This is a genomic window from Alteraurantiacibacter aestuarii, from assembly GCF_039523595.1.
Taxonomy (GTDB): Bacteria; Pseudomonadota; Alphaproteobacteria; order Sphingomonadales; family Sphingomonadaceae; genus Alteraurantiacibacter; species Alteraurantiacibacter aestuarii.
Window position 1 is genome coordinate 216998 of sequence record NZ_BAAAFP010000003.1, and the last position, 18209, is coordinate 235206.

The window sequence follows — 18209 nt, forward strand, 5'->3', positions numbered from 1 at the left end:
GAGTTTGTCTGGGTCTGGCCGCTGGAATGCTGCTGGTTTCCTGCGGGCAGGAAGGCGAAAACGGCTCCCAACCGGGGGATCCGGCTGCGACCGCGACCGCCAGTCCGGGCGCCACTGCCACTGCCGTTGCCAGCGAATCACCGGTCAACGGTGCCCGCACGGTGGCCGAGGAAACCGACGATTTCCGCCTCGAATATTCCTATCCCGCAGAGGCCGGCAATATTCAGGAACTGGCCGCGCTGCTGGACCGGCGGCTGGATCGCTTGCGCAATGCAATGGTTGGCGATTCTGCCGAAGCGCGAGCGGATGCGCGCGATAACGGCTTTCCGTTCAACAAATATTCCACCGAAGTGGAATGGCAGGTGGTGGCCGATACGCCCCGTTATCTGAGCCTGTCCGCCAAGATCTCCTCCTATACGGGCGGCGCGCATGGCAATTATGGCTTCGATGCGCTGGTGTGGGACAAGGAACGCGCTGCGGCGCTGGAGCCGGAGACCTTCTTCACCACACCCGAAGCGCTGGAGGCGGCGCTGGGCAGCAAGCTGTGCGAAAAGCTCAACCGGGAACGGGCCGAGCGACGGGGTCAACCGATTGCCGAAGGCAGCAGCGACATTTTCGATGTCTGCGTGCCGCTGAGCGATACCACCGTGCTGTTCGGTTCGGCATCGGGACGCGCATTTGACCGGGTCGGCGTGCAGATTGGCCCCTATGTCGCGGGTCCCTATGCCGAGGGATCGTATGAATTCACCTTCGACGTGGACGACAAGCTGCTGACCGCGCTGCGCGATGAATATCGCAGCGCCTTCACCACTCGCAATTAGGCAACAAAATCGCTACATGCGGCACATGGTCGAATATCAGCACGTAACTTCCGACATGTCCGTCTATCGTGACGGCACGATTAAACTGCACGGCGAGGATGGCTTTGCGGGGATGCGCAAGGCTGGCCGCCTGGCTGCCGAAATCCTTGATGCGCTGGCCGAAAAAGTCGTCCCCGGTGTCTCCACAGAGGATCTCGACGCCTTCGTGCGGGAGATGACGCTGGATGGCGGCGCGGTGCCGGCAACGCTTGGCTATCGCGGTTATACCCACAGCTGCTGCATCTCCATCAACCATGTGGTGTGCCACGGCATACCGTCCAACAAGGTGCTGAAGGACGGTGACATCGTGAATATCGATGTCACGCCGCTGCTGGATGGATGGCACGGCGATACCAGCCGCATGTATCTGGTGGGCGATGTTCCGCTGAAGGCGCGGCGGCTGGTCGATGTGACCTATGAGTGCCTGATGATCGGGATCGACAAGGCCAAGCCCGGTGCGCGTCTGGGCGATGTCGGTGCGGCGATCCAGCAGCATGCCGAAAGCTTCCGCTATGGCGTGGTGCGCGAATTTTGCGGCCACGGCCTTGGCCGCCTGTTCCACGATGCACCCGAAGTGGTCCATGCCGGCCGCGCCGGTACCGGGCCGGAGCTGAAGCCGGGCATGTTCATGACCATCGAACCGATGATCAACCTTGGCCGCCCGCATGTGAAACTGCTCAACGATGGCTGGACCGCGGTGACGCGTGACAAGAGCCTGTCCGCGCAGTTCGAACATTCGATCGCTATTACCGAAGACGGGAATGAGATTTTCACGCTCAGCCCGACCGGCAAGGACAAGCCGCCTTATTGATCCTGCATATTGATCAGGGGCAATGTTGAGCATTGGCTGATGGCATATCGCATTTCAGGATCGCCGGGGCTGCAAGCCTGACTGCCCGCGATCCACTCGATCTTTTGTCCAGGAGAGCCTGCATGTCTGTTCGTCATCTCGCCGCAGCCATTGCTGTCACTCTTGGCCTTGCGGCCTGCCAGGGCGCACCTTCTGCCAGCATCACCAGTGCTCCTGCGCCCGAACAGGGCCGTGTGCTGGCCTTTGCGCAAGGTGCGTGCGGGGGCTGCCATGCGGTGGAAAACAACGCGCTGTCTCCCAATCCCGAAGCGCCCGAATGGCCGCTGATCGTCAACCGTCCGGGGCTGACCAATGCCACGCTCACCAGCTGGCTGCGCGATGCGCACAACTACCCGGAGGAGATGGATTTCGACCTCGACGTGCCGCAGGTGGAGGAACTGGTCGCCTATATGCTGACCCTGCAAAGCCCGGATTACGAACCGGCCATTCAGTAGCGATCAGGGGGGCAGCGTCACCCCTCGCGCGCGGCCCTGATTGCAGCGCCGCCGGCAAAGGGTGCAATCGCCACCAGCAGCAGGCTGATCGCACCGGTCAGCGCCAGTCCGCCAGACCCGCCGGTGGACAAGGCGCCCGCACCAAAGATCAGCAGCGGCACGGCAAAGGGGATCACCAGCAGGCCGGAAAGCGCCGCACTTCCGCGCAAGCCCACGGTGACGGAGGCGATGATGATGCCGATGGCGGCAAGTCCCGGCGTTCCGGCCAGCAGGCCGATTTCCACCAGGCGCAAGGTCTGCGCATCGATGCCCACCAGCGCGCTGGCGGGCACGGCGGCCAGCATCAGGAACGGCCCAAAGCTGAGCCAGTGGGCGAGCAGCCGCACGGCCACCACCATTTCCTCTGCAATGCCGCGCAAGGCCCATTGATCGAAGAAACCCTGCTCCACATCGGGGGCCAGCAGCCGGTCGAGCGGCAGGATCGCGGCGAGCAGCGCGGCAACCCAGATCACCCCGCCGCCGGTCTGTGCCAGCAACACCGGATTGGGTCCGATGGCAAAGGGGTAAAGCATCGCCACGGCCAGGAAGAACAACAGCGGCAGCAACGTGCCGCCGCCGCGCGTGCCGGGCGTGAAGCGCGCCAGATCGCGCAGCAGGAGCGAGCCAAAACCCTTCACGGCGTGAACTGCGCCAGAGAAAGCGTGGCAAGGCCGGGCAGATCAAACGGCTGGTGGCTGGCAATCAGCGCCAGCCCGCCAGCCTTGAGGTGGTCTGCCACCAGCCCCTCTGCCATCGCCACCGCTTCTCGGTCGAGACCGTTCAGGGGTTCGTCCAGCAGCCAGATCGGTGCCTGCTGGCCGATCAGCCGCGCCATGGCCGCGCGCTTGCGTTGACCGGTGGACAGATAGCGCACCGGCACATCCAGCAGATCATCAAGCCCCAACCGTTCCAGCGCGGCGCACTGGCCATCCAGCCTGCTCCAGAAATCGAGTGCCCGGCCCAGCGGCTGGTGTTCATCCAGCACGGGTTTTTCATCCAGCAGGCCGGTGCCGCCTGTGCGCTCAACATGGCCATCCAGCGGACGCATCAGCCCGGCCAATATGCGGATCAGGCTGGATTTGCCCATCCCGTTGGGCCCGGCAATTTGCAGCGCCTGTCCGCCTTCCAGATCAAGCGAGAGGCCGGCAAACAGCAAACGCTCGCCGCGGCGGCAGGCCAGTTGGGTGGCTGTCAGTCGGCAGGCTTCCATGGGATGGTGCGTTAGTGCAGAGTGGCCCCAGCTACAAGCACGCGACAAGCAAGGGAGTGATGCGATGGCAATTGCGCAGCTGACACCAGCCGAACGGGACGCGGCGCTGGCCGCTCTGCCGCAGTGGTCCCTGCGCACAGACGGTTTGGCCATCACGCGCGATTTCAGGTTCCGCAATTTCAGCGAGGCATGGGGTTTCATGAGCCGCGTGGCGTTGCTGGCGGAGGCGCAGGATCACCATCCCGAATGGTCCAACGTCTATAACCGCGTGTCGATCACGCTAACCACGCATGATGCGGGCGGATTGTCAGGCAGGGATGTGAAGCTGGCGGAGGCGGTGGACACGCTGTGATGCAGGCTGTGCATCCGATCACCCATGCCCGCTTTCGCACAAGGATCGGGCACTGAGCCACGCGGTCCGGCCTCACCCGATATCTTATGTGGCCGCAGCCGACTGTTCGTAAAGCCGCTGGATATCCGCCACGCGGCACAGGTCCGTACCGGGCGTCAGCACCGCCGCGGCACCGGCGGCGATCCCGAAGCGCAAGGCCTGTTCCGGCTCACGGCCCATCGCCAGGGCATGGACCATGGCCGCCAGAAAGCTGTCGCCCGCACCCACGGAACTGCGCGCCACCACCGCAATGCCGGGAACTTTCACGACACCTGAACGGGATGCCAGCAAGGCCCCCTGATCGCCCATCGTCACGGCGAGATATTCGGCCCCGCCGCGCTCGACAACGGCCATTGCGGCATCGCCAACCGCCTTTTCATCGGGCAGGTCTGCGCCAACCAGCGTCCGAAACTCGCCAATGCTCGGCTTGGCCAGAAAGACCCCGCCTGCATCCATCCCGGCCCTCAGCGCCGCGCCCGATGTATCGAGCACGAAGCGCATGCCGCGCTGCCGGGCGATGGCACAGACCCGGGCATAGAAATCATCCGGCACGCCGCGCGGCAGCGATCCGCTGGCGATCAGAAAGCCGGTCTTTGCCTGTGCCAGCTGATCCAGACATTCCTGCCACTCCTGCGGCGAGACCTGCGGACCGGCAGGCACGAACTGGTATTCATGCCCGCTTTCGCGTTCGAGAACCGCCGTGCTGACCCGGGTCTGCCCGGCAATGGGTATCCGCGTGCGCACCAGTTGGTGCAGGTCCAGCAGTCCATCCAGCGCAATCCCGGTTGCCCCGCCGGAAAGATAATAGCAGCGCGCATTGCCGCCCAGCCGCACGAACACCCGCGCCACGTTGATGCCGCCACCGCCGGGATCGCAGCTTTGCTCCCCCGCGCGCATCTTGTGCGAATGCTGGAGGCGCTCGACAGAGCAGGCCACGTCGATCGTGGGGTTCATGGTAAGCGTGGCAATGTCCAACATGGGCAATCGTTCTCCAGCACCCGAAATGCGGGGGCGGGCGGAGAGGTCATATACGGAACCCTCCTTATGATGCGCGCGGCCCTGAGGTGACAAAACAGCTTGCGCGGCGCTGCCGGTTCACCTTGCCGTGCACTTCGCGCTGCAAACCATGCTGATGGAGATTGCCATGAATGGCCGGGAAATGGCCGCAAGGATACGCTCTGGTACAGGGTTCATCGCGGCACTCGACCAGTCGGGCGGATCGACCCCGCGCACCCTGCGCGACTATGGCATCGCCGACGGCAGATGGCAGGGCGAAGATGAGATGTTCGCCCTGATTCACGCCATGCGCACGCGCATAATCACCTCGCCCGCCTTTACCGGTGACAAGATTATCGGCGCGATCCTGTTCGAAAAGACCATGGACGGCGAGGTGGATGGAAAGCCGGTGCCGCAGGTGCTGATCGAGCGTAATATCGTGCCGTTCCTGAAGGTCGACAGGGGTCTGGAGGACGAGGACGAGGCCGAGGGCGGGGGCGTGCAACTGATGAAGCCGATAGAAGATCTGGATGCGCTTCTGCTGCGCGCCAGGGACAAGGGGATATTCGGCACCAAGATGCGATCGGTGATCAGGTCTGCCAACTGCGCCGGGATTGAGCAGATCGTGGCCCAGCAGTTCGCGGTGGGCCAGCGCATTCTTGCCGCGGGCTTCATGCCGATCCTTGAACCGGAATACGATATCAGGGCGCTCGACCGGGCCGTGGGCGAGGCGATGTTGCGCGATACGCTGTTGCGGCATCTCGATGGCTTGCCCGAAGGCATGGACGTCATGCTCAAGCTGTCGATTCCGGTGGAGGCCAACCTCTACCGCCCGATCGTGGCCCATCCGCGCGTGGTCCGCGTGGCTGCGCTATCGGGCGGCTATGCCCGATCAAAGGCGTGCCGCGAACTGGCCCGGAACGAAGGCGTGATCGCCAGCTTCAGCCGCGCCCTGCTTGAAGGTCTGCACGAACGGATGAGCGATGACGAATTCGACCGGGCGCTGGCCGCGGCGATCGACGCGATCTTTCGCGCTTCAATGCAAAAAATCGCGACCTCGCCCGGTCAGCCAGAGTAGGTCTGGCTAGCAGGCCCGGCTGGTATCCGGCTGCTGCCAAACCTGCGCCTCAGCCCAGGCCCTGCACGAACTCCGCGCCGGTGGGAATCTGGGCGTTGGATTTGGCCAGCGTATCGCCCACAGGCTCCGCCCTGCCGCCAAGGCAGCCTGCCAGGAATCCCTCGACAATGGCGTTGAAGGCGATGTTGTTTTCCGGGCGGTGGAAGCCGTGGCCTTCATCGGGGAACAGCACATAGGTGACGGGGATGCCGTGCTTTTCCATGGCGGTCACGATCTGGTCGCTCTCCGATTGCTTGACGCGCGGATCATTGGCGCCCTGGCCGATCAGCAGCGGTTTGACGATCTTGTCCGCCAGATAGAGCGGGCTGCAGTCCTTCAGCAGCTGCTTGCCTTCCTCGGTTTCCGGGTTGCCCATGCGCTCATGGAACTGCTTCACCATCGGTTCCCAGTAAGGGGGGATGGTTTCCAGCAGCGTCTCGAGGTTGGACGGGCCGACGATATCGACCCCGCAGGCGAACACGTCTGGCGTGTAGGTCAGCCCCACCAGCGTGGCATAGCCGCCGTATGATCCGCCCATGATGGCAACCTTGTCCTGCTCGGCAATGCCCTGCTCAACAGCCCAGTTGACGGCATCGATCAGGTCATCATGCATGGCCTTGGACCATTGCAGATTGGCGGCATTGACGAAGTCCTTACCAAAACCGGTGGAGCCGCGATAATTGACGCTGAGCACGCCGTAGCCGCGATTGGCGAGCCATTGGTGCGTGCGGTTGAAGCCGTATCCGTCGCGCGCCCACGGCCCGCCGTGGACCAGCAGCACCAGTGGCACGGGGGCGTCCGGAATGCCGTCGCCATCAACGTCCACCGCTGGCGGCAGAGTGAGGTAGCAGGGCAGGGTCAGGCCGTCGCGCGCCGGGATTTCGCGCGGGTGCATGGCCTGCAAGGGCTGACCTTCCAGAGAAGGCTTGGTGACATAGAATGTGGTCAGCGTATCGGCGTCACGGTCATACAGGTAGGACGTGATCGGACCGGTCAGCGGATCGTTCCACACCAGCCATTTGCGATCGTCATCGGTGCGCGACTGGACGCCGAAATCACCCTTCAGCCGCTCCCGCAGCCAATCGAGCGAGGCTTCTATGCCCTTGTCGAAGCAAGTCCATTCGGTGCGCAGGTAAGTGGCCGAATAGGCCTGCACAACGCCGGTTTTGGTATCGCGCAGGGTGCCGCCAAGATCGGCCTTGTCATGCTCTGCCAGCAAGGTGCGCTCGCCCGTGGCGGTGTCCTCGGCAAACAGGGCGGCGGTGTTGCGGCCGCGGCTGTCGATCCAGTAGAGCACGCTGCCATCGGTGGTGTAGCCCGCCGTGGTGGTGGTCAGCGCATCGTCCATGGCGATCACCTCGCGCGGGGTTTCGGCAACCACGCCGTCTGTAATCTCATGCATGTCCGTGCCGCCGCTGGCATTCTGCCGCACGGCCCAGCGCAGGGTCAGGCTGTCATCCGCCTCGAACCCGGCCCAGCCTTCGGTGTTTTCATGTACCAGCGTCATCTCGCCAGTGGTCACGTTCAGCAGGTGGACATCGTGGAAACGCGGATCGCGGTTGTTCAGGCCAATCAGGATCTTGTCCTTGATCGTATCGGACGCGCCGACAACCTGGATGCGGGTATTTTCGAACGGGGTCAGGCAGCTGTCTTCGCCGCTGGCCACGTCGACCTTGTACAGCAGGTAATTCTCATCCCCCTCCTTGTCGCGGACATAGAGCAGGGCGGTGCTGTCCGGTGACCAGAAATATTGCGGGATCGGGCGATCCTTGGCGCTGGTCATGCGGCGGGCATTGTCGGGATCGGATGTGGGGGCCAGCCACACGTTCATCACGTCTTCCCACGGCGCCATCCAGCTGAGCCATTGGCCATCAGGACTGATCTTGCCGCCAGAGCGGACCGGATTGCCGAACAGGTCGTCCCGGCTGATCAGCGCGATGTCTTTCACGCGGGCGGCGGCGGTGGTGGCACTGGACATATGTTCTCCCGGTTTTCGGTCCCGCCACCAGTTAGGGAGCGTGCCGCCCTATTGAAAGGGCCGGTTGAGCCGGACGGGCGCTCAAAGCGCCGGATTATCGTAACAATGCCAGGTGAAAATGGCGACGGCGCCGCGGTGCGGCCGCCAGTCTTCGGCCAGGGCGCGGGTGGCCTTTTCGTCCGGGCGCTGCTCCAGCCCCAAGATCTTGCCGATGCCGGCCATCACCGCCAGGTCTCCCGCAGGCCAGATATCGGGCCGCCCTTCGGCAAACAGCAGATAGATTTCCGCCGACCAGCGCCCGATCCCCTTGATCCGCGTCAGCTCGGCAATTGCCGCCTCGTCATCACCGGGCAGATTGTGCAGGTCCAGCGCTTCGCCTGCCACCAGTTCGCACAGTGAACGGGCATAGCCCTGCTTCTGGCGCGACAGGCCGCATGCACGCAGCGTATCGAAATCGCGTGCCAGCAATTGGGCCGGGTCGATCTCCTCGCCCAGTTCCGCCTCCAGCTTGCGCCACACGCTGCTGGCCGCTGCCACGGACACCTGCTGGCCCACGATGGTGCGTAGCAGGGTCTTGTAACCGCGCGGCCTGATGCGCGGCTCGGGATATCCGGCCAGCGCCAGAGCGCGGGCGATGGCGGGCTGGGTTGCCGCCACATAATCCAGACTGTCTTTGATTTGCGCGGCGCTCAGTCCCATATCCGCTCCACTTGCCATATTTGCCGCGATTGCCTAGCAGCCGCGCGACACCGGAATAGGGAATTTTATCGCAATGCCAAAGCTGATCGTCGTCAATCGCGCAGGTGAAGAATCAACCGTGGAAGCCGCTTCGGGCCTGACCGTGATGGAAGCCATTCGTGACAATGGCTTTGATGAATTGCTGGCGCTGTGCGGCGGCTGCTGTTCGTGCGCGACCTGCCACGTGCATGTCGATCCCGCCTTCAAGGACAAGCTGCCCGCGCTCAGCACCGATGAGGACGACCTGCTCGATTCCAGCGATGACCGCGATGAATTCTCTCGCCTGTCATGCCAGATTCCCTTCACCGATGATCTGGACGGGCTGAAGGTCCGCATCGCCAAGGAAGACTGATCGGCAAGATCGGATAACAAGGCCCCAAGCGCAGCTGTATTGCGTCACGGGCTTTGACCTCCTAGCTCATAGTCATGACCAGCCCTGCGCCCTGCACTGACAGCCTCGACCTGATTGGCAACACTCCGCTTGTCCTGCTCAAGGGACCAAGTGAGGCTGCCGGGTGCGAGATCTGGGGCAAGTGTGAATTTGCCAATCCCGGTGCCAGCGTGAAGGATCGCGCGGCGCTGTGGATCATCCGCGATGCCCAGGCGCGCGGGGAACTGCTGCCCGGCGGCACGGTGGTGGAAGGCACAGCGGGCAACACCGGTATCGGCATTGCGCTGGTGGCCAATGCGCTTGGCTATAAGACCGTGATCGTGATGCCGGACAACCAGTCCAAGGAAAAGATGGATACGCTGCGGGCGCTGGGCGCCGAGCTGGTGCTGGTTCCGCCAACCAAGTTTTCCGACCCCAATCACTTCGTCCACACCTCGCGCCGCATTGCCGAGGAGACCGATGGCGCGATCTGGGCCAACCAGTTCGACAATGTCGCCAACCGCCGCGCGCATATCGAAAGCACCGCTCCGGAAATCTGGGAGCAGCTGGAAGGCCGGATTGACGGCTTCACCTGCGCCGTGGGCACTGGCGGCACTCTGGCGGGCGTGGGCATGGGGCTGAAGGCCTTTGACGAGAACGTGCAGATCGCGCTGACCGATCCATTCGGCGCCGCGCTGTATAATTACTACGCCAATGGCGAGCTGAAGGCCGAAGGGTCCTCTGTTGCCGAAGGTATCGGGCAGGGCCGCATCACCGCCAATCTGGAAGGCGCACCGATCGATACGCAGTTCCGCATTTCGGACGAGGAAGGCCTTGAATGGGTCGCCCGCCTGCTGCGCGATGAAGGCCTGTGCCTGGGCCTGTCGTCGGGCATCAATGTGGCGGGCGCGGTTGCGCTGGGCAAGCAGCTGGGGCCGCGTAGCCGCGTCGCCACGATCCTGTGCGACACCGGCTTCCGCTATCTGTCCAGCCTGTACAATGCCGAATGGCTGCGATCCAGGGACCTGCCGGTTTTCGACTGGCTGCGTTAATCTTGAAGCGTTAGAGTGGCATCATGGCACTCGATCCAAGAGATATCATCAAGAGCGAAAGTCTTGTGGCTGAATTGCCGCTGGCCCCGCTGGCGGGCACGCGCAAGGAGCGCATGCAGCGCTTGCAGGTCGGCCTGTTCGGCCTTGGCGCGATGGTGCTGCTGGTCGGGCTGGCCAATATCATCATGTCCAGCGCGCAGCAGAACCAGGCCACCGCCGTTCCTGACGCACTGCCCACGGCGGTGACACAGGATGTGCCGCCTCCTCCGCGCGATCCGCTGGCCGATGCCGGCGTGGTGCCGGAACTTCCGGCGGATCAGGGTGCGGCAGGCGGGCAGGCAGCTGGCGCATCGCCAACGGGAACAGGCGATGTTCCGCCGTCTCCACAACAGAATTAGGCTGATCCTCGCAGGTCTGGTGCTGGCAGTTGCAGCGCCTGTTCTGGCTCAGGAGCAGGATGTAGACCGGCCATCGCTGGCGCTGATGGGCACCATCCCGATCTATTGGGGAGAGGCAGACGGGCTGGGCGAATTGCTCGACAGCAGCGGGCAGGTCCATTGGGCGCGCGCGCAGATCGAGGATACCTACCGGATCGAGCCGCTGGACTACCTCAGCGCGGAGGCCCTTGCACCGTTTCGCTACCTGTTGCTGGCCCAGCCGCGCGCGCTTTCTCCGGAAGAGAATGTTGCGCTGGATGACTGGGTGCGGGCAGGCGGCAGCGTGCTGCTGTTTGCCGATCCGATGATGACCGGAGAATCGCGCTTTGCCCTGGGGGACCGGCGCCGGCCGCAGGACGTGGCGCTGCTGTCCCCCATTCTGCAACGCTGGGGGCTGGAGCTGGAATTTGACGAAAGCCAGCAGGCTGGAATGACATGGGCGGATTTCTCCGGCCAGCCGATCCCGGTCAACCTGCCCGGCCGCCTGCGCCACCTGCCTGAAGTGGATTGCCACGGCCATGACTGGAGCGGGCTCGCCGCGCTGTGCCGGGTCGGCGCCGGGCATGCGCTGATCGTGGCGGATGCGGCGATTCTGGATTTTGCCGGGCCGCACATGCACGCCCGCGCGGGCCTGAGAATCATTCTGGAGCGCATTTTTGCCCAGAATGGGGAAAATACGGGCCAGCTGGCGGAGTCGGTGGCCAAAATAGCGGAAATTGATGGAATTTCAGGGGATTCAACCCCGTCTTCAATATTGCCTTTGGCTCGTGGGTCTCCATAAAATGACATAAATACAGGGTTTTGTGGCAGTTTCCCCACATTTCCCGTATTTTCCCCTTCCCACCCGCCTTTCTCCGCGTTACATAAACTCTCCATCGGACAAGCCGTTTGCGTTGCATCCCGTTTTTCGGGGTGGACGGGCTGTGCACCTGCACGGCGCGAACGCTGGCGGCTTGCCCATTGAATTGGATCCCGAATGTGTGGGGCTGGGGGAAGTGACGCAGGCAGTTGCAGGATTTAGCGGTCAGGGCTTTTCGCTTCGCGGCGAGAAGGATCGCTTCGTGCTGCCGCCGGAAATGCGCAATCCCATCGCCGAAGCCAGCGACGAGCGCGTACTGTGCGTGGGCAAGCATGACAGCTGGCCGTGCCTGGTGGGCTTTGGCTCTGACCGTATCGCCCGCTTCGATGAAATTCTCGCCCAGCAGCAGGAAGAGGCCCGGCAGAACGGTGACAAGTTCGACCGCGCCATCCGCTCTGGCAGGTTGTGGAGCTTCAAGCGTCACAGCTTCGATGCCAGCGGCCGCTTCGTGCTCAATCCCTCATCGGTCAAGCTCGGCAAGATCGAGGACAAGCTCTATTTCCACGGTGTCGGCGATGTGATCACCATCTGGAACCCCGACATATTGATGGGGCTGGGCGACGATTTCGACTTCTTCAAGATCTATTGCGAGCAGGAAATGGCCGAGGCTGCGGCCAAGGGGAGGGGCAAGTGACCGCCGCCAATCCTTCCGGCCAGTCCTCCTCCGGCGCCCCCCATGTGCCCGTCCTGCTGGACGAAGTTCTGGCCGCGCTTGCCATCGCGCCGGGCGATGTGGTGATCGATGCCACATTCGGTGCAGGCGGCTATACGCGCGCCTTTCTGGATGCCGGTGCCACGGTGCATGCCTTCGACCGCGATCCCGATGCCATTGAGGCGGGTCACGGCTGGGCCGAGACGAAGGAGCAGCCACCGCGCCTGGTCCTCCATCCGCGCCGCTTTTCCGAGATGGTGGAGGCGATGGCCGAAGTCGGCATTGCGCAGGTTGACGGCATTGCCATGGATATCGGCGTTTCCTCCATGCAGCTCGATCAGCCGGAGCGTGGCTTCGCCTTTTCCAGCAACGGCCCGCTCGACATGCGGATGGACCGCGAACGCCCCAACGCTGCCGATTTCGTCAATGAGGCGGATGAGGGCGAGATTGCGGACGTGCTCTATCAATATGGCGAGGAACGTCAGTCCCGCCGCGTGGCCCGCGCGATTGTTGCGGCGCGCCCGCTGACCACCACCGGGGAACTGGCGCAGGTGATCCGCAAGGCGCTGGGATACCGGGCCGGCGCGCCGAAGGACCCTGCAACGCGCAGTTTCCAGGCCATCCGCATCCACGTGAACGGCGAACTTGATGAGCTGGCACAGGGCCTTGCCGCGGCAGAGCAGCTGCTGGGTGAAGGCGGGCGGCTGGCTGTCGTCAGCTTCCACAGCCTGGAAGATCGCATGGTCAAGCGCTTCCTGCGCGATGCCGCCAATGCCGCAGCGGGCAAGTCCCGTCACTTGCCCGAACTGGGCGCATCTGCCCCGGCGCGCTTTACCGATCTGACCAAGGCCATTCGCCCGTCTCAGGCGGAGATTGATCGCAATCCGCGCGCGCGCTCGGCCACTTTGCGCGCTGCCCGTCGCACCGCCGCCCCATCACAATCAGCAAGGGAACAGGCCGCATGACACCGCAAGCCCGCTTCCGCCGCATTGGCTGGTTCGCAGCCCTTGGCATTTGCACCGCACTGTATGGCGTATTGCATTTTCAGGTCTGGTCGCTTTCCAGCGAAGTGACCAAGGCAGAGCGCCAGATCGTCTCTCTGGAAGAGCAGAACATGCTGCTCGAAACCGAATTTCTCACCCGCTCGCGGCAGATCCAGCTGGCCGCGTGGAACCGGGTGGATTTTGGCTATAGCGCGCCCAAGGCCGACCAGTTTATCGATAATGAGCGTGAGCTGTCGCGCTTTGCCAGCCCGCGCGCTGCCGGTGCACCGGCACCGATCCGCCTTGCCGGGCAGACCGCGCAGGACGAGGTGAAGCCGTTCCCGCGGCTGGTTTCTCCATTGACCGGCCGTCCGGTGGATGTCGCGCTGGTGGAAACTGGCGGCGGCGGCGCACCGCACACAACGCCGCTGGTCGCCCGCATCGCCCAGCAGACGCTGAGAATTCCGCTTAATGCCAATGCCAGTGCCAGCGCATCGGCTCCGGTAGTGAGAATTGCCCTGGGAGATACCGGGCAGTGAACGCCTATGCCGCCCCAAGCCCGCTGGGCACCGGGCGCATCCGCCTTGTCGATTATCGCCGCCGCTCGCTGCTGGTTGCGCGGCTGCGCGCGTTGCTGGTGCTGCTGGCGTTTCTGCTGATCGCGGTGACGGCGCTGATGCGCATTGCCTATCTCGGCGTTGTCCAGCCGGCCCCGACCCAGCAAAGCATGGCAGAGGCATTGCTGCCCCCGCGCGGGGAGATCACCGATCGCAACGGCGTGCCGCTGGCGCGCGCATTTCCCGCCTATGCCTTGTGGTATAATCCCGCAGCGATGGATGATGGCGGCCCGCCGCTGGTCCATTCGGCCGATGATGTCGCGCGCCGCCTGCATGCGATCTTCCCCGATCTGGACCCGGTCGATGTCGCGCAGAAACTGCGGGCCGGACGCAAGACCTATCTGCGCCGCAGGGTATTGCCCGAAGATGCCAACAAGGTGATGGAAATCGGTGAACTCGCGCTGGAACTGCCGCGTGAGAATGATCGTCATTATCCGCAAGGCTCTCTGGCCGCGCACGTGCTGGGCTATGTGAAGGATGGCCACGGCGCATTGGGCATGGAGGCTGTGCTGGATGATTATCTGATCGACCATGCGCAGCGCAGTGTGCCTTCGGCGCTGTCTATCGATGTGCGCGTGCAAGGCGCGCTGGAAGACGAACTGCGCCGCGGAATGCTGGCGGTGAATGCGGTGGGCGCAGCCGGAATTGTGCTGGATGTGGATACTGGCGAAGTGCTGGCCCTGGCCTCTCTGCCCGATTTCGATCCCAACCAGGTTACCCAGGCCGATCTGGTGCGCACCGAACAGATGGTGGCCAACGGTCAGATGCCCGCAGTGTTCAACCGCGTGACCAACCAGGTGTATGAACTGGGTTCGATCTTCAAGCCACTGACCGTGGCTGCGGCAATCGATGCGGGCAGCATCACCGACCTTTCCCGCACCTATCGCGCCGACCGGCCGATCGAGATGAGCGGCATGCGCATTCGCGACAGTCACGTTATTGGCACCTATCTTAACGCGCCGCAGTCGCTGATCCATTCATCCAATATCGTGACCGCGCAAATCGCCGATAATCTGGGGCCGGACAAGCTGCGCCAGTACATGATGGACCTGGGCATGAATGAGCGGCCCTATATCGAATTGTCAGGACGCGGCATGCCGCTGTGGCCCTCAGGCGACTGGTCGCGCCTTACCGGCATGACGGTTGGCTTCGGGCATGGCCTGGCGGTCAGCCCGCTGCATCTGGCCAGTGCCTATTCCGCCATGGTCAACGGCGGTATCTGGCGCCCGGCCACGTTGCGCCGGGTTGAACCGGGCAATGCCGCGCGCGGCCGCCGCGTGTTCAAGGCCAGCACCAGCGCGCGGATGAACCAGCTGCTGCGCATGATCGCGGTCTATGGCACGGGTCGAAACGCCAATGCGCCCGGCTTCCGCGTGGGGGGCAAGACCGGCTCCGCCGAAAAGCCCAAGAACGGCAGCTATGCCCGCTCCACGCTGGTTTCCACCTTTGCCGCCGCCTTCCCGATGGACCGCCCGCGCTATGTGGTGATCGCCATGCTGGATGAGCCGCAGGGCACGGTCGCCAGTTCATACCAGCGCACCGCCGCCTGGAATGCTGCCCCGATCGTGGGCAATCTGATCCCGCGCATCGGCCCGCAACTGGGCGTGTTGCCCGATGACAGCCGCGACATCGACCTGACAGATCTGCAACCGCTGGTCGCGGGCGAGGCGCACTGATGAAGCTTGCACAGCTTGCCGCAGCCATCGGTCAGGATGCAGGGGCGGCGGGTGAAAGCCGTGTCACGGGTTTTGCCATCGATCATCGCAAGGTCGCTCCCGGCAATATATTCGGCGCGTTCCAGGGCGTTAAGGTGAACGGCGAAGATTATATCTCTGCTGCCGTCGCCTCTGGCGCGGTGGCCGTTGTCGCGCGGCCAGAGGCGCAAGTGGTTGGCGCCGTACATCTGGCCGATCCACTGCCGCGCCGCGCCTTTGCCCGCATCGCCGCGCGTTTCTTCACCCCTGTTCCCGAAACCATCGTTGCCGTCACCGGCACCAATGGCAAAACCTCCACCGTGGAAATGACCCGGCAGATATGGCGCATGTGCGGATGCCGCGCGGCCTCGATCGGTACGCTGGGTGTGACCACTCCCGATGAAAGCGTCTCCACCGGACTGACTACGCCCGACATCGTGACTTTCCTGTCCAACATGACCGGTCTGGCGCGCGAAGGCGTGACGCATGTGGCCTATGAAGCATCGAGCCACGGCCTTGCCCAATATCGCAACGAAGGCCTGCCCGTGCGCGCCGGGGCATTTACCAATCTCAGCCGCGACCACCTCGATTACCATGCCGACATGGAGGACTATTTCGCCGCCAAGATGCGGCTGTTTTCCGAGATTGTGGACGATGGCGGCGCTGCCGTGATCTGGGCGGATGACGCATGGTCAGCGCGGGCGATAGAGGTCGCCAGCGCGCGCGGCCTGTCACTGTTCACTGTGGGTGAGGCGGGTGACCAGCTGCGGCTGATTACCCGCAAGCCCAGCCAGCTGGGGCAGGAACTTGAGATTGTCTATGAAGACAACAGCTACAAGGTTCGCCTGCCGCTGATCGGCGCATATCAGGTTGCCAATGCGCTGGTTTCTGCCGGTCTGGCACTGGCCACGGGCTCTCCCGTGGCGCAGGTGATGGATGCGCTGGGCCGGTTGCAGCCAGTGCGCGGGCGACTGGAACGCGCGGCAATCGCGCAGAGCGGCGCACCGGTCTATGTCGATTATGCCCATACGCCCGACGCGCTGGAGGCCGCGATTGCAGCCTTGCGCCCACATGTTACAGGCCGGCTGATCACCGTGTTCGGTGCTGGCGGAGACCGCGATACCGGCAAGCGTGCGCCGATGGGCGCTGCTGCCGTGGCCGGATCGGACATGGTCATCGTCACCGATGACAATCCACGCGGGGAGGACCCGGCGGCGATCCGCGCGGCCATCCTGCAGGGTGCAGCGGGGGCGCAGGAAATTGGCGACCGGCGTCAGGCCATCGCTGCGGCCATCGCTGCGGCAGGTGCGGACGATATCGTGCTGATCGCCGGCAAGGGACACGAACAGGGACAGATTGTGGGCACAGGGGACAATATGCGCGTTCTGGCTTTCGACGATGTGACCGTTGCGCGCGAATGCGCCGCACAATTGGCAGGAGCTGCCGGACAATGAATGCCGTTGCACAGATATTGCGCTGGCCCCAGGCCGATGCCGACCGCCTGCGCCTTGCGTTGTGGAGTGCGCAGGAAATCGCCCGGGCAACCGGCGGCAAGGCGAGCGGGGACTTTCAGGTCTCCGGCGTGGAAATGGATTCGCGCGATGTGCGGTCCGGCGATCTGTTCGTGGCGCTCAAGGGTGAGGCGATGGACGGACACAAGTTCATCGACAAGGCCTTTGCCAGCGGCGCCGCTGCGGCATTGGTGGAGCGTCCGATCGATCAGCCGCATGTGCTGGTAAAAGACACCTCAAGCGCACTTGAGCTTCTTGCCAAAGCCGCACGAAAGCGCGCTTCTGCGACAATTCTGGGGGTGACGGGATCGGTTGGCAAGACCGGCGTAAAGGAAGCGATATTCGCAGCCCTCGAACGTTCCAGCAAGGGCGCGGCGCACCGTTCCATAAGGTCATACAACAATCACGTGGGCGTTCCGCTCAGCCTTTCCCGCATGCCCCCGCGCAGCAGGTTCGGCGTGTTCGAGATGGGCATGAACCATGCCGGCGAAATCTCCGGCCTCACCGCGCAGGTGCGTCCGCATGTGGCGGTGATCACCACCATTGCGCCTGCCCATATCGAAAACCTTGGCAGTGAAGAGGCGATTGCCGATGCCAAGGCCGAAATCTTCGAAGGCCTGCAAAAGGGCGGCACTGCGGTGATCCCGGCAGACAGCGCGCATTTCGACCGGCTGCGAGATGCGGCGCTGGCCAAGGGCGCGAAGGTGATTTCCTTCGGGCGGGCGCCGCACGCAGACATGCGCCTGCTCGATGCCATTCCCATGGCGCATGGCGGGTCTCTGGTCACGGCAGCCTTTGGCGACCATCGCCTGTGCTTCAATGTTGCCGAGCCGGGCGATCACTGGATATCGAACGCGCTGTGCGTGATGGCTGCCGTCCATGCTGCGGGCGGAGACATGGGGTCCGCCGGGCTGGCTCTGGCGGAGATGGGCGGCCTGAAGGGCCGCGGGGCGCGTTTGCGCATTCCTGTTCCGGGCGGCCATGCCTTGCTGATCGATGAAAGTTACAACGCCAATCCCGCATCGATGCGCGCTACGCTGGCGCAATTGGGCCAGACCCCGGCCACGCGCCGTGTGGCGGTGCTGGGCGCGATGAAGGAATTGGGAGACTTTTCAGAGGGTTTCCATGCCCAGCTGGCAGAGCCTCTGCTGGCAGCCGATGTCGATTTCGTCGTGCTGGTGGGCGAGGAGATGACCGCGCTGGCACGTGAGTTGGGGAAAGGCCTTGCCAATGTGCTTGGCAAGCCCCTGCACTTTGCCCATTGCGAAAATACGGGTGAGGCGATTGCTGCACTGGAGGAATTCGGCATGGCCGGCGGAGACGCCGTGCTGGTGAAGGGTTCCAATTCGGTGGGCCTGTCGCGCCTGGTGGCGCATTTTGGCGCCAGGGAAGGCTGATTC

The 18209-nt window shown here is 63.7% G+C and carries 20 protein-coding genes; 15 read left to right on the top strand and 5 right to left on the bottom strand.

The genetic code is table 11. From position 1 onward, the window contains the following. Nucleotides 1-26 precede the first annotated feature (26 nt). The 3 genes from ABDZ98_RS14360 (at nt 27) to ABDZ98_RS14370 (ending at nt 2165) form a co-directional block, all read left to right on the top strand. Entirely contained in the window at nt 27-821 is a 795-nt protein-coding gene (locus ABDZ98_RS14360) for a DUF4163 domain-containing protein (RefSeq protein ID WP_160591529.1), read from the top strand. A 25-nt stretch (nt 822-846) separates the two neighbouring features. Beyond that, nucleotides 847-1671: a type I methionyl aminopeptidase gene (map, locus tag ABDZ98_RS14365; RefSeq protein WP_160591531.1), complete on the top strand. Its 825-nt coding sequence runs from the start codon at nt 847-849 to the stop codon at nt 1669-1671. A 122-nt stretch (nt 1672-1793) separates the two neighbouring features. Continuing rightward, on the top strand, nt 1794-2165 hold the full coding sequence (locus ABDZ98_RS14370) for a hypothetical protein (protein WP_160591533.1): 372 nt from the start codon (nt 1794-1796) through the stop codon (nt 2163-2165). 17 nt (nt 2166-2182) lie between these two features. On the opposite strand, the gene ABDZ98_RS14375 is transcribed toward ABDZ98_RS14370, so the two are convergent. Together ABDZ98_RS14375 and ccmA are read right to left on the bottom strand one after the other, a co-directional pair. Beyond that, the gene (locus ABDZ98_RS14375; RefSeq protein WP_160591535.1) at nt 2183-2842 is read right to left on the bottom strand and encodes a heme exporter protein CcmB; all 660 of its coding nucleotides are present in this window, start codon (nt 2840-2842) and stop codon (nt 2183-2185) included. Then, nucleotides 2839-3414: a heme ABC exporter ATP-binding protein CcmA gene (gene ccmA / locus ABDZ98_RS14380; RefSeq protein ID WP_160591537.1), complete on the bottom strand. Its 576-nt coding sequence runs from the start codon at nt 3412-3414 to the stop codon at nt 2839-2841. The genes ABDZ98_RS14375 and ccmA overlap by 4 nt, the downstream gene beginning before the upstream one ends. Nucleotides 3415-3478: 64 nt before the next feature. Between ccmA and ABDZ98_RS14385 the strand changes: the two genes are divergently transcribed. Further along, nucleotides 3479-3766 (top strand): 4a-hydroxytetrahydrobiopterin dehydratase, encoded by a 288-nt coding sequence (locus ABDZ98_RS14385; RefSeq protein WP_160591539.1) that lies wholly within the window; start codon nt 3479-3481, stop codon nt 3764-3766. 84 nt (nt 3767-3850) lie between these two features. Here the strand turns inward: ABDZ98_RS14385 and ABDZ98_RS14390 are convergent, their stop codons facing one another. Next, nucleotides 3851-4783 (bottom strand): 1-phosphofructokinase family hexose kinase, encoded by a 933-nt coding sequence (locus ABDZ98_RS14390; RefSeq protein WP_160591541.1) that lies wholly within the window; start codon nt 4781-4783, stop codon nt 3851-3853. Nucleotides 4784-4949: 166 nt separating this feature from the next. Here ABDZ98_RS14390 and ABDZ98_RS14395 point away from each other — a divergent pair, with 166 nt between their 5' ends. Then, nucleotides 4950-5879 (top strand): fructose bisphosphate aldolase, encoded by a 930-nt coding sequence (locus tag ABDZ98_RS14395; protein ID WP_160591779.1) that lies wholly within the window; start codon nt 4950-4952, stop codon nt 5877-5879. 49 nt (nt 5880-5928) lie between these two features. Here ABDZ98_RS14395 and ABDZ98_RS14400 read toward each other — a convergent pair whose 3' ends face one another. Further along, entirely contained in the window at nt 5929-7896 is a 1968-nt protein-coding gene (locus tag ABDZ98_RS14400; RefSeq protein ID WP_160591543.1) for a S9 family peptidase, read from the bottom strand. Nucleotides 7897-7977: 81 nt separating this feature from the next. After that, the gene (locus ABDZ98_RS14405; RefSeq protein ID WP_160591545.1) at nt 7978-8595 is read right to left on the bottom strand and encodes a DNA-3-methyladenine glycosylase family protein; all 618 of its coding nucleotides are present in this window, start codon (nt 8593-8595) and stop codon (nt 7978-7980) included. 73 nt (nt 8596-8668) lie between these two features. Between ABDZ98_RS14405 and ABDZ98_RS14410 the strand changes: the two genes are divergently transcribed. The 10 genes from ABDZ98_RS14410 to ABDZ98_RS14455 all read left to right on the top strand — a co-directional run bounded on the left by ABDZ98_RS14410 (nt 8669) and on the right by ABDZ98_RS14455 (nt 18206). Next, nucleotides 8669-8986 (top strand): 2Fe-2S iron-sulfur cluster-binding protein, encoded by a 318-nt coding sequence (locus ABDZ98_RS14410; protein WP_160591547.1) that lies wholly within the window; start codon nt 8669-8671, stop codon nt 8984-8986. Between the two features lie 74 nt (nt 8987-9060). Beyond that, on the top strand, nt 9061-10056 hold the full coding sequence (locus tag ABDZ98_RS14415) for a cysteine synthase A (protein WP_160591549.1): 996 nt from the start codon (nt 9061-9063) through the stop codon (nt 10054-10056). Between the two features lie 23 nt (nt 10057-10079). After that, nucleotides 10080-10454: a hypothetical protein gene (locus ABDZ98_RS14420; RefSeq protein ID WP_160591551.1), complete on the top strand. Its 375-nt coding sequence runs from the start codon at nt 10080-10082 to the stop codon at nt 10452-10454. Next, nucleotides 10426-11274: a Gldg family protein gene (locus ABDZ98_RS14425; RefSeq protein WP_160591553.1), complete on the top strand. Its 849-nt coding sequence runs from the start codon at nt 10426-10428 to the stop codon at nt 11272-11274. The genes ABDZ98_RS14420 and ABDZ98_RS14425 overlap by 29 nt, the downstream gene beginning before the upstream one ends. A 214-nt stretch (nt 11275-11488) precedes the next feature. Beyond that, complete coding sequence (locus ABDZ98_RS14430; protein ID WP_343809080.1) at nt 11489-11986, top strand: division/cell wall cluster transcriptional repressor MraZ; 498 nt, start codon at nt 11489-11491, stop codon at nt 11984-11986. After that, nucleotides 11983-12969, top strand: coding sequence for a 16S rRNA (cytosine(1402)-N(4))-methyltransferase RsmH (gene rsmH / locus ABDZ98_RS14435; protein WP_160591556.1), 987 nt, complete (start codon nt 11983-11985; stop codon nt 12967-12969). Before ABDZ98_RS14430 ends, rsmH begins: the two co-directional genes overlap by 4 nt. After that, nucleotides 12966-13526, top strand: a complete 561-nt coding sequence (locus tag ABDZ98_RS14440) for a hypothetical protein (RefSeq protein WP_160591558.1) — start codon at nt 12966-12968, stop codon at nt 13524-13526. Before rsmH ends, ABDZ98_RS14440 begins: the two co-directional genes overlap by 4 nt. Further along, the gene (locus ABDZ98_RS14445; RefSeq protein WP_160591560.1) at nt 13523-15280 is read left to right on the top strand and encodes a penicillin-binding transpeptidase domain-containing protein; all 1758 of its coding nucleotides are present in this window, start codon (nt 13523-13525) and stop codon (nt 15278-15280) included. Before ABDZ98_RS14440 ends, ABDZ98_RS14445 begins: the two co-directional genes overlap by 4 nt. After that, on the top strand, nt 15280-16752 hold the full coding sequence (locus tag ABDZ98_RS14450) for a UDP-N-acetylmuramoyl-L-alanyl-D-glutamate--2,6-diaminopimelate ligase (RefSeq protein ID WP_160591562.1): 1473 nt from the start codon (nt 15280-15282) through the stop codon (nt 16750-16752). Before ABDZ98_RS14445 ends, ABDZ98_RS14450 begins: the two co-directional genes overlap by 1 nt. After that, entirely contained in the window at nt 16749-18206 is a 1458-nt protein-coding gene (locus ABDZ98_RS14455) for a UDP-N-acetylmuramoyl-tripeptide--D-alanyl-D-alanine ligase (RefSeq protein WP_160591564.1), read from the top strand. Before ABDZ98_RS14450 ends, ABDZ98_RS14455 begins: the two co-directional genes overlap by 4 nt. Nucleotides 18207-18209: the final 3 nt, after the last annotated feature.